This is a genomic window from Aminobacter sp. J44 (assembly GCF_007829415.1).
In the GTDB taxonomy this organism is placed as follows: Bacteria; Pseudomonadota; Alphaproteobacteria; order Rhizobiales; family Rhizobiaceae; genus Aerobium.
Window position 1 is genome coordinate 1 of record NZ_VLJG01000064.1, and the last position, 10,016, is coordinate 10,016.

Consider the following 10,016-nt stretch of genomic DNA (forward strand, 5'->3'; position numbering starts at 1 on the left):
TCCGACGTGCGCGTGAATGTGTAGATGTTCGGATCGCCATGGCGATCTATCATCTTCACGTCAAGGTCATTGGCCGCAAGGCCGGATCGAGCGCGGTGGCGTCTGCCGCCTACCGCTCGGCCTCGCGGATGCGCGACGAGCGGCTGGGGCGCGTGCAGGACTTTTCCAAGAAGCGCGGCGTCGTCCATTCCGAAGTGCTGCTGCCGGATGGAGCGCCCGAAGTCTGGTCCGACCGCGAACGGCTCTGGAACGATGTGGAGGCGTTCGAGGTCAGGAAAGATGCCCAGCTTGCCCGCGAGGTCGAGTTCGCCATTCCGCGCGAGATGACGCAGGCGCAGGGCATCGAGCTTGCCCGCGACTTCGTGCAGGCCGAGTTTGTCGATCACGGCATGATCGCCGATCTCAACGTGCATTGGGACATCGGCGAGGACGGCATGCCAAAGCCCCATGCCCATGTCATGCTCACCATGCGCGAGGTGGACGGGGACGGGTTCGGCCAGAAGGTGCGCGACTGGAACCGCACGCAGATGCTCGAACGGTGGCGCGAACGCTGGGCCGAGCATGTGAATGAGCGGCTGGCCGAACTCGACATAGACGCACGCATCGACCATCGCAGCCTTGAGGCGCAGGGCATCGGGCTTGAGCCGCAGAGCCAGATCGGCGCAGCCGCACAGCGCATCGAGACACGCAGTGTCGGCGAAGGCATCGAGGCTGCCGACCGCGCCGATATGCACCGCGAGATCGCGCGCAATAACGGCGACAGGATCATTGCCGATCCTTCCGTCGCACTGGACGCGATCACGCATCAGCAATCGACCTTCACGCGGCGCGACATGGCGAAGTTCGCGCACCGGCACAGCGACGGCATCGACCAGTTCAACGAAGTGATGGGCGCGATGCAGGGTTCGCCCGATCTGGTCGAGCTTGGGCAAGACGGACGCGGCGAGGATCGGTTCACCACCCGCGACATGATCGAGGCGGAACAGCGCCTGCATCGCGCCGCCGAGATGATGGCCGAGAAGGAATTCCACGAGGTCACCGACAGGGACAGAGAAGCCGCACTTGCGCGCGCGGAACAGCGCGGTCTTTTTCTGTCCGGGGAGCAGGCCGACGCGCTGGCGCATGTTACGGACGGGCGCGATCTTGGCATTGTCGTCGGTTATGCCGGGACGGGCAAGAGCGCCATGCTGGGCGTTGCGCGCGAGGCATGGGAGGCGGCGGGCTATGAGGTGCGCGGCGTCGCCCTTTCCGGCATCGCCGCCGAGAATCTGGAAAGCGGATCGGGCATTGCGTCGCGCACCATCGCCAGCATGGAGCATGGCTGGAAGAACGGACGCGATATGCTGACTGCCCGTGACGTGCTTGTCATCGACGAGGCGGGTATGGTCGGCACGCGGCAGCTGGAGCGCGTGCTGTCGCATGCGGCGGAGGCTGGCGCAAAGGTGGTGCTGGTTGGCGATCCGCAGCAGCTCCAAGCAATAGAGGCCGGCGCGGCCTTCCGCTCGCTGCATGAGCGTCATGGCGGCGTGGAAATCCATGAGGTCCGCCGCCAGCGCGAGGACTGGCAGCGGGATGCAACACGCGATCTGGCGAGCGGCAGAACGCGAGAGGCAATCCATGCCTATGACAGCCTCGGCATGGTGCATGAAGCACAGACGCGAAAGCAGGCGCGCGGCGATCTGATCGAGCGCTGGGACCGCGACCGGCAGGCGGCACCGGATGCGAGCCGCATCATCCTCACCCACACCAATGCGGAGGTGCGCGAACTCAACGAGGCGGCCCGCGACCGGATGCGCGAGGCAGGCGATCTTGGCGAGGACGTGCGCGTGACCGTCGAGCGCGGCGAAAGAAACTTCGCCGCCGGGGATCGCGTCATGTTCCTGGCTAACGAGCGCGGCCTTGGCGTCAAGAACGGCACGCTTGGCACCATCGAGGATATCAGCACAACATCCATGTCGGTTCGCACTGACGACGGGCGCAGCGTGTCCTTCGACCTGAAGGACTATGACCGCATCGACCACGGCTATGCGGCCACCATCCACAAGGCGCAGGGCATGACCGTTGACCGGACGCATGTGCTGGCGACGCCCGGCATGGACGCCCATGGCAGCTATGTCGCCCTGTCGCGTCACCGCGGCGGCATGGACCTGCATTATGGCCGCGACGACTTCGCCAGTCAGGACAGATTGGTGAACACTCTTTCGCGCGACCGCGCGAAGGATATGGCGACGGATTACGAGCAGCAGATCGGCCCGGCGCAGGATTATGCCGAGCGGCGCGGCATCACCTTCCGCGCCCGTGTCGCCGAGATCATGCGCAAGATCGTGCCGGAACGTGTGCGCGACAGGATCGACGGGCTGCTCGACGGTCTGCGCTCCCCCGGCAGCGGCGTGCCTGGCGCGGATGCTGTGAAGCAACCGGAAAGAGAGAGCGCCGGGAAGGAAGCGGAGATCGACCCGGAGGCGGCGTTGCGCCGCGCCCGTGGCAGGGCCTTCGTCCGTCATGCCCGCGCCGTGGATGCGATCTTGCGGGCGCAGGCGCAGGACATCGCCGCAACGCCCGAACAGATCGAGGAACTGCAAGAGGCTCGCACGGGCTTCGACAAACTCCGGCCTCATGGCTCCCATGATGCCGAGGCCGTCTACAAGAGGAACCCCGAGCTTGCGGCCGAGGCCGCATCGGGCGATCGCGACAGAGCCTTGCCAGCAAGGCGTGCCCTGCAACTGGAAACCGAGATGCGCCAGAACCCCGAACTGCGCGCCGACCGCTTTGTCGAGCGGTTCCGGGAACTCAAACAGACCGGAGAGCGCCAATATGCGGCGGGCGACTATTCCGGCTATCACGCCGCACGGGCAGAAATGGGCAACATGGCGATGAGCCTTGAACGCGACCCGCAGCTTGAATCCCTGCTTGAAGGCCGCAGGCGCGATCTCGGCATCTCCTTCGAAACAGGCATGGGCATCAGTCGCGATCTGGCAATCAGTCACGGTCTCGGAAGGGGCAGAGGACGCGGGATCGGACTGTAGGTTTCCAGTATTTTCCGCCGTTTCTACGACGCAGAACGACGCCAGCTAAATAACTGTTGCGAAACAATAATTCATTGCTCTCACTGGTCTCTGCAATCGTCAGAAACAACCAGCAGAGGGCAGTGCGACCATGCGCCAACCAGACCGTATCGTCCGCCTGAAAACGGTTCTCGCCCGCACCGGCCTGTCGCGGTCCACCATCTACCGCAAGATCGCGGAAGGCACCTTCCCGGCTCAGCTCAGGATCAGCACCAACGGAGCCGGCTGGCGAGAATCCGACATCGACCGCTGGGTCGCCGATCCCGCCGCGTGGCGGCCCGCGGACGATGCCGCCAATGACAACCGGCGCTGCGGCCGAAAGGCGGCAAGCCATGAGCCCTGATGACGACAGGCCAGAACGCCGGTGGCCAGTACAGGCCGCCAACGACAATGCAGGCACGGCAGGACCCGATCCAAAGGCTTTGCGCAAGGTCGATGCCGTCGCCCTGACGCTTGCCCGCATCATCGGCCGCCGCATGGCGCGCGAGGACTTCGCGAAGGCAACGCAAGCGGCCAATGACAATACGCCGTCAGCCCGTAACGGTGACGGGGAAGATGCTGGCGACGAACAATGAACAGGTGGCGCTGCCGCTTCTTCGTTGCCCATCGGCCTGCCGGAAGACTGGTTCCTTGCTCATAATATTGACATCTTATGAGATGTTTCTATTATTACAGCCATGAGACTGGTTCTGGACACCAATGTCATCGTGGCGCCCTTCCGCAGTCGCAACGGCGCGAGCAATCTGCTCCTGCGTTTCGTGGATCGTGGTCTGGTTACCCCGCTTTGTTCAACCGCGCTGTTTCTGGAATACGAGGCGGTGTTGAGCCGGGAAGAGACTCGGAAGGCGACGGGCCACAGCCTGGAGGATGTCGCGGAGCTGATAAGCGCGCTCGCCGCCGTGTCCGAGGGCGTTGATATTTCGTTCAGGACGCGGCCCATCTTGTCCGATGCAGCGGACGAGATGGTGCTTGAGGCCGCGCTGAACGGACAGGCCGACGCCATCGTGACGCACAATGTCAGGGACTTCCGTCCGGCCTCGACGCTGGGCGTGACCGTCGCAACACCGGGAGAGATCGTCAGGAGACTGAACACATGACGCAGACCCAACGCTACAAATACCCCTTGCAGCTGCCGCAATCGCTCAAGGAGACGGCGGCGCGGCTGGCGCAGGAGGACGGTGTATCGCTCAATCAGTGGATCGTCTCGGCGGTTGCGCAGAAGATCGGCGCGGTGGAGACCGCCGCCGACTTCCTGAAAGCCCGCGCCGGCACGGCGAAGCGCGGCGATCTGACGAAGCTTCTGGACAGAGCGCCGGACGTGCCGCCGATGCCGAAGGACGCCATCAAGGACTGACAGAACGGAGTTTGCCCCCATGATCCGCGTTGCCCTTTACGCGCGCTATTCCTCCGACAACCAGCGTGATGCCTCGATCGAGGACCAGTTGCGCCAGTGCCGGGAACGCGCGGCGCGCGAGGGCTGGACGGTGGTGGAGACCTATTCCGACCGCGCCATCTCCGGCGCATCCCTCATCCGCGCCGGCATCCAGTCGCTTCTGGCCGATGCGCAGGCGGGCCGTTTCGACATGGTGCTGTCGGAGGCGCTCGACCGCATCAGCCGCGATCAGGAGGACGTGGCAGGCGTCTTCAAGCGGCTGCGCTTTGCGGGCGTGACGATCTTCACCCTGTCGGAAGGCGAGATCAACGAGCTTCATGTCGGCCTGAAAGGCACCATGAACGCGCTGTTCCTGAAAGACCTCGCCATCAAGACCCATCGCGGCATCAGGGGGCGTGTGGAAGCGGGCAAGATCGGCGGCGGCAATGCCTATGGCTATCGCGTCGTCCACCAGCTCGACGCGCGCGGCGAGCCGATCCGGGGCGAGCGCGAGATTATCGAGGAACAGGCCGAGGTGGTTCGGCGCATCTTCCGCGAATATGTCGCGGGCAAGGGGCCGCAGCGCATTGCGGCAGACCTCAACCGCGACGGCATTCCTAGCCCTACCGGAAAGCGATGGGGCGATACCGTCATTCGCGGCAACCGGGAAATCGGCTCCGGCATCCTCAATTGCGAACTCTACATTGGCCGCCTGGTCTGGAACCGCCAGCGCAAGGTGAACAACCCCGACACGGGCCGCTATGCCTATCGCCGCAATCCGCAAAGCGAATGGGTGTTTGGCGAAGCGCCGGAACTGCGCATCATCCCGCAGGAACTCTGGGATGCCGCCAAGGCCCGGCAGTCCCATTTGGCAAACCTGTTCGCCCGGCGGATCGAGAACACGCGCGCCGCCATGAAGACACTGGTGGCGAAGAACGGCGGCCTCAATGCCACCCACCGCCCGCGCACATTGCTGTCCGGCCTGTTGATCTGCGGTTGCTGCGGCGGCACCTACCGGCGGCGCGGCCTCGACCGCTATGCTTGCACCAACCATGCGCTCGGCAATGGTTGTGACAATGGCCGCACCGTCCCGCGCAAGGCGCTGGAAGAGCGCGTCCTGACCGGGCTGCGCGAGCGCATGATGACGCCGGACATGGCGGCGGAAGCCATGCGCGCCTATGCCGAGGAAACCAACCGGCTCAACCGGGAGCGTCAGGCCATGGCCGAGACGACCCGCATCGAGCTTGCCGAGACGGCCAGGGCCATTGCGGAGATCGTGCGCGTCATCGAACAGGGCGGCTGGCATCGCGCCCTGTCCGACCGTCTGACCGAGCTTGAAGCCAGACAGGACAGCCTCACCGCCCGCCTGTCGAGCGCCCCGCAGGACGTACCCGCCATCCATCCCGGCGTTGCGGAAACCTTCCGGCGCAGGATCGAGCGCCTGACCGAAGCGCTCGACCATCCCGACGACGCTCTCGAAGCCGCCGACGCCATCCGCGAGATCATCGACCGCATCGTCATCACCCCCGGCGAGAAACGCGGCAGCTACAGCGTCACCCTGCAAGGCGAGCTTGGCACAATCCTTGACTGGATCGAGCGCACCGGCAAGCCCGGTTACAGGCCCATCCCCGATACCGCCCCATCCCGATTGTCAACGCTGGACAAAACATGGGCGAGACCGGGGTAGCAAGGTGCAAGGAAAGTCTTTGGCACCGTGGAATAAATGGAGGGGACCCGCTCGCGGGGAGCAGGCCGTTTATGCCGCGAAAGGCCGAAGAGTTTTCTTGGGCCGCGCGAGGGCAGCGCCCTTAGCTCCTGACATCAGAAACCGCCTTATTTCGGCTTTCGTACGGATGAGCTTGCGTGCAAGGCAGACGCCCGGCGGCTCACTTCAGATTTCTGCTGCCATACGCTGAAGCTGGCAACTTAATACTTTCGCACTTTCCGGAGAGCGATCCGGGGGCTCATCTTTGGACCATGAACATCTCACGAAAAAGCTGTTCCGATCTGACGATCCCCTTGTCCGTAAGCCAGACGGATTTCGCTTTGTTGACCGGATTGCCGATGAAGCCCTTCTCGTGCAGTCGGTTCATCGCGCTCCAGTCGAATCCCTTCCATGCTCGGCCGTCCCCGTCGAGCGTCAGGTAGAGCAGCGCGAGAATCGCATCGTCGATCCTGTCCTTGTCGATCTCCATTGCGCGATGTTCTCCCGATTCCAGAGCATCCTTATTATACGCTACAGTATCCCATATGCCGCACGGGTGCGACGCGGGGCTTTCATTTCATGCACGAGCGGTTCTTCGATGGTCCCTGCCCCCTCCGGGCAATGGGATTTTTGGAGACGATGGCGCTCAAACGCAGCAGGATCAACATTGAGGTGTTTGGACCTCCGACCTCGTCGGAACCGGCGCGGAACGGCGGCAGTCGCGCCGACGAAGCGGTCATGATCCTCACCCGGCTGCTCGGCCGCCAGATCGCCCGCGAGCAGTTCGAGCGCAAGCTGGCGCTGGAACGCAAGGTACAGAAGAAGCGCCCAGCAGGCGAGGATGGGTGATGCCTATGGTTTCAGGCACCGGGTTTGTTCAGGATGCAGTCATGACCACTGTTGATTCCATTTCTTTCCAGCGCAGTCCCGAAGAACTCCTGCATCAGGCGCGACAAGCGCCGGTGGAGATCACCCGGCATGACCGCCGCGAATTCGTGCTGATGCGCGCCGACCACTATGACTGGCTCCGGGCTGCCGCGCAGCGACGTCACCGCACGGCGGAAGCTGCCGATATCGTCATCGACGCGGTTGAGCGCGCAGAGATGAACGCCGGGCTCATGCCGCTGGACGCCCCGCTCGGATAGGCGATCAGAGCGCCCCGCACATCGGTCATCGCCTCGTCGCGACACCCGCGCCGGGGCATTCGCATATTCTTCTTGTGACCGTTTTGGTCCCGTGATATAGGTACGCTATGAGGATCATTGCTCGCCGCACCTTGCGGCAGTTCGTCGACAGCCTCGCGGGGCAGAAGGACCAGCCGGCGGTCAAGGCCGCGCTCGATGCCTGGTTCGACGAAGTCAGCAAGGCGGACTGGACCAGTTCGGCGGATGTGAAGCGGCTCTACGCGACGGCCAGCATCGTCAGCGCCGAACGCATCGTCTTCAACATCAAGGGCAACGATTATCGCCTCGTGGTGGCGGTCGACTTCGAGAAGGCCATCGTCTGGATCAAGTGGATCGGCACCCACAAGGCATATGACAGGATCGACGTGACGGAGGTCAGACATGGCGACTGAGCTGAAGCCCATCCGCACCGAGGCGGATTACGATGCGGCGCTTGCCGAAGTGGAACGGCTGTGGGGCGCGAAGAGCGGCACGCCGGATGGCGACCGGCTCGACGTGCTGGCGACGCTGATCGAGGTTTATGAAGCGAAGAACTATCCGATGGATCCGCCCGACCCGATCGAGGCGATCCGGTTCCGCATGGAGCAGCAGGGACTGACCCGCAGGGACCTGGAGCCGATGATCGGCCCGCGCAATCGGGTGGCCGATGTCCTGAACCGCAAGCGGGGACTGTCCATCGAGATGATCCGGCAGTTGCACAACCACCTGGGCATTTCGGCCGAAGTGCTGATCCGGCCGAGCCGCTTCGACAAGGTTGCCTGAAGGAGGCTATCCCATGACACGCGTCGCCCTTTATGCCCGCTATTCCTCCGACAACCAGCGCGAGGCGTCGATTGAAGACCAGTTCCGGATTTGCCGGGAGCAGGCGAAGCGCGAGAAGTGGAAGGTCGTTGGCACCTACAAGGATGCGGGGATTTCCGGGGCCAGCATGATCCTGCGGCCCGGCATTCAGATGCTGTTGCAGGACGCGCAGGCAGGAAAGTTCGACGTGGTATTGGCCGAGGCGCTGGACCGGATCAGCCGCGACCAGGCCGATGTGGCGACACTGTTCAAGCATCTGAAGTTCGCCGGCGTGCCTGTCGTCACGCTGGCCGAGGGCGAGATCAGCGAGTTGCACGTCGGCCTCAAGGGGACGATGAACGCGCTGTTCCTCAAAGACCTTGCTGCCAAGACCCACCGCGGCATCCGTGGACGTGTCGAGGAAGGCAAGTCGGGCGGCGGGCTTTGCTATGGCTACAGGGTCGTCAAACAACTCGATGCGCGCGGCGACCCGATCCGGGGCGACCGCCAGATCGACGCGGCCGAGGCCAATGTCGTACGACGCATCTTCTACGAGTTTGCCGCTGGCGTCGGCCCGCGCAGCATTGCGCGCAGGCTGAACGAGGAAGGCGTGCCCGGCCCGAACGGCAAGCCGTGGAGCGACACCACCATCCGCGGCCACGTGAAGCGCGGCACCGGCATCATCAACAATGAACTCTATATCGGCCGGCTGATCTGGAACCGGCTGCGCTACGTCAAGGATCCGTCAACCGGCAAGCGAGTCTCCCGGCTCAACCCCGAGACGGAATGGATTGTCAGGGAGGTGCCGGAACTGCGGATCGTCGATGACCAGCTCTGGCAGGCCGTCCGCACGCGTCAGGGCGAGATCGCCGAGAAGTTCGCCAATGTCACTGAAGCCGTCCGCGCGCATCACAAGAAGAATCGGCTGAACGGCGCGCGGCGTCCGAAGTCGCTGCTGTCCGGCCTGGTGTTCTGCGGCTGTTGCGGAGGCCCCTACTCACTTCGCGGGGCCGATCGCTTCGCCTGCTCGAACCACATCAGCAAGGGCACCTGTACAAACGGTCGCACGATCCCACGCACAGAACTCGACGCCCGCGTGCTGACCGGCCTGTAGGAGCGGATGATGTCGCCCGAGATGGTAGGGGAGGCAATACGTGCCTACGCTGAAGAGACGAACCGTCTGAACAGGGAACGCCGCTCCAACAGCGAAGCATGGAAAGTCGAACTGGGCAAGGTTGCCAGACAGATCGAGCAGATCGTCGAAGCCATTGCAGACGGCATGTATCATCTGTCGATGAAGGAGAAGATGGATGCGCTGGAGGCGCGCAGGGCGGAGCTGACTACACTTCTCGCCGAAGCCCCGGAAGACTCCCCCGACATTCTGCCGAGCGCAGCAGCGATCTACGCCGGGAAGGTCACCCGGCTCACTGCCGCCCTGAATCGCCCCGAAGAGCGCCAGCAAGCCGCCGATGTCCTGCGCATGCTCATCGAGAAGATCGTGCTCACTCCCGGCCCGGAACGGGGGGAACTCTACGCCACGCTGCATGGCGAACTGCGCACGATCCTCGAATGGACGGAGCGGCAAGCCATTGGAAAGGCTGGTAAAATGACAAAACCCGCCGCGGGTGCGACGGGTTTGTCGGTATCGKTGGTTGCGGGGGTTGGATTTGAACCAACGACCTTCAGGTTATGAGCCTGACGAGCTACCGGGCTGCTCCACCCCGCGATACCTTTAGAGCCGGACTTTTGAGCCCGGGAGCGAGTTCAGGCGTAGCCTGAGGAGGTGAGGCCGTCAAGCAATCGATCCTGTGAATCGATTGTAGGCCGAACGGGCTGCTCCACCCCGCGTCACCTTGGGCATTTGCCCTCATGTTTTGCAGGCGGTTGCCTGCGAAGTTTCGTAAGCGTTA

At 63.7% G+C, this 10,016-nt stretch carries 12 protein-coding genes and 1 tRNA gene; 11 read left to right on the plus strand and 2 right to left on the minus strand.

From position 1 onward, the window contains the following. The first annotated feature begins 38 nt into the window (after positions 1–38). The 6 genes from traA (at position 39) to L610_RS17585 (ending at position 6,124) form a co-directional block, all read left to right on the plus strand. Positions 39–3,026, plus strand: coding sequence for a Ti-type conjugative transfer relaxase TraA (traA, locus tag L610_RS17560; RefSeq protein ID WP_144706643.1), 2,988 nt, complete (start codon positions 39–41; stop codon positions 3,024–3,026). Between the two features lie 130 nt (positions 3,027–3,156). Then, positions 3,157–3,408: an AlpA family transcriptional regulator gene (locus tag L610_RS17565; protein WP_024849972.1), complete on the plus strand. Its 252-nt coding sequence runs from the start codon at positions 3,157–3,159 to the stop codon at positions 3,406–3,408. Next, on the plus strand, positions 3,398–3,640 hold the full coding sequence (locus L610_RS17570) for a hypothetical protein (protein ID WP_024849973.1): 243 nt from the start codon (positions 3,398–3,400) through the stop codon (positions 3,638–3,640). The genes L610_RS17565 and L610_RS17570 overlap by 11 nt, the downstream gene beginning before the upstream one ends. A 102-nt stretch (positions 3,641–3,742) precedes the next feature. Then, positions 3,743–4,162: a putative toxin-antitoxin system toxin component, PIN family gene (locus L610_RS17575; RefSeq protein ID WP_144706645.1), complete on the plus strand. Its 420-nt coding sequence runs from the start codon at positions 3,743–3,745 to the stop codon at positions 4,160–4,162. Continuing rightward, positions 4,159–4,419, plus strand: coding sequence for a toxin-antitoxin system HicB family antitoxin (locus L610_RS17580; protein WP_024849975.1), 261 nt, complete (start codon positions 4,159–4,161; stop codon positions 4,417–4,419). The genes L610_RS17575 and L610_RS17580 overlap by 4 nt, the downstream gene beginning before the upstream one ends. 19 nt (positions 4,420–4,438) lie before the next feature. Further along, a complete protein-coding gene (locus L610_RS17585; RefSeq protein WP_144706648.1) occupies positions 4,439–6,124 on the plus strand; it encodes a recombinase family protein in 1,686 nt (561 codons plus the stop codon). A gap of 277 nt (positions 6,125–6,401) precedes the next feature. On the opposite strand, the gene L610_RS17590 is transcribed toward L610_RS17585, so the two are convergent. Beyond that, the gene (locus tag L610_RS17590) at positions 6,402–6,632 is read right to left on the minus strand and encodes a DUF6429 family protein (protein ID WP_024850028.1); all 231 of its coding nucleotides are present in this window, start codon (positions 6,630–6,632) and stop codon (positions 6,402–6,404) included. Positions 6,633–6,781: 149 nt separating this feature from the next. On the opposite strand from L610_RS17590, the gene L610_RS17595 reads away from it, so the two are divergent. The 5 genes from L610_RS17595 to L610_RS17615 all read left to right on the plus strand — a co-directional run bounded on the left by L610_RS17595 (position 6,782) and on the right by L610_RS17615 (position 9,220). Next, positions 6,782–6,991: a hypothetical protein gene (locus L610_RS17595; protein ID WP_144706650.1), complete on the plus strand. Its 210-nt coding sequence runs from the start codon at positions 6,782–6,784 to the stop codon at positions 6,989–6,991. Between the two features lie 41 nt (positions 6,992–7,032). Then, a complete protein-coding gene (locus L610_RS17600) occupies positions 7,033–7,287 on the plus strand; it encodes a type II toxin-antitoxin system prevent-host-death family antitoxin (RefSeq protein ID WP_024850027.1) in 255 nt (84 codons plus the stop codon). 107 nt (positions 7,288–7,394) lie between these two features. Continuing rightward, positions 7,395–7,718, plus strand: coding sequence for a type II toxin-antitoxin system HigB family toxin (locus tag L610_RS17605; protein ID WP_024850026.1), 324 nt, complete (start codon positions 7,395–7,397; stop codon positions 7,716–7,718). Then, the gene (locus L610_RS17610) at positions 7,708–8,088 is read left to right on the plus strand and encodes a type II toxin-antitoxin system HigA family antitoxin (protein WP_024850025.1); all 381 of its coding nucleotides are present in this window, start codon (positions 7,708–7,710) and stop codon (positions 8,086–8,088) included. The genes L610_RS17605 and L610_RS17610 overlap by 11 nt, the downstream gene beginning before the upstream one ends. 13 nt (positions 8,089–8,101) lie before the next feature. Beyond that, positions 8,102–9,220 carry a recombinase family protein gene (locus L610_RS17615; protein ID WP_246659048.1) on the plus strand — a complete coding sequence of 373 codons (1,119 nt, stop codon included), beginning with the start codon at positions 8,102–8,104 and terminating at the stop codon, positions 9,218–9,220. 535 nt (positions 9,221–9,755) lie between these two features. Here the strand turns inward: L610_RS17615 and L610_RS17620 are convergent. Further along, a tRNA-Met gene (locus L610_RS17620) sits at positions 9,756–9,832 on the minus strand. Between the last annotated feature and the right edge of the window lie 184 nt (positions 9,833–10,016).

Excerpts from the sequence above, each read along its gene's own strand:
- traA (WP_144706643.1), top strand. The coding sequence starts at position 39 with ATGGCGATCTATCATCTTCACGTCAAGGTCATTGGCCGCAAGGCCGGA.
- L610_RS17565 (WP_024849972.1), top strand. The coding sequence starts at position 3,157 with ATGCGCCAACCAGACCGTATCGTCCGCCTGAAAACGGTTCTCGCCCGC.
- L610_RS17570 (WP_024849973.1), top strand. The coding sequence starts at position 3,398 with ATGAGCCCTGATGACGACAGGCCAGAACGCCGGTGGCCAGTACAGGCC.
- L610_RS17575 (WP_144706645.1), top strand. The coding sequence starts at position 3,743 with ATGAGACTGGTTCTGGACACCAATGTCATCGTGGCGCCCTTCCGCAGT.
- L610_RS17580 (WP_024849975.1), top strand. The coding sequence starts at position 4,159 with ATGACGCAGACCCAACGCTACAAATACCCCTTGCAGCTGCCGCAATCG.
- L610_RS17585 (WP_144706648.1), top strand. The coding sequence starts at position 4,439 with ATGATCCGCGTTGCCCTTTACGCGCGCTATTCCTCCGACAACCAGCGT.
- L610_RS17590 (WP_024850028.1), bottom strand. The coding sequence starts at position 6,632 with ATGGAGATCGACAAGGACAGGATCGACGATGCGATTCTCGCGCTGCTC.
- L610_RS17595 (WP_144706650.1), top strand. The coding sequence starts at position 6,782 with ATGGCGCTCAAACGCAGCAGGATCAACATTGAGGTGTTTGGACCTCCG.
- L610_RS17600 (WP_024850027.1), top strand. The coding sequence starts at position 7,033 with ATGACCACTGTTGATTCCATTTCTTTCCAGCGCAGTCCCGAAGAACTC.
- L610_RS17605 (WP_024850026.1), top strand. The coding sequence starts at position 7,395 with ATGAGGATCATTGCTCGCCGCACCTTGCGGCAGTTCGTCGACAGCCTC.
- L610_RS17610 (WP_024850025.1), top strand. The coding sequence starts at position 7,708 with ATGGCGACTGAGCTGAAGCCCATCCGCACCGAGGCGGATTACGATGCG.
- L610_RS17615 (WP_246659048.1), top strand. The coding sequence starts at position 8,102 with ATGACACGCGTCGCCCTTTATGCCCGCTATTCCTCCGACAACCAGCGC.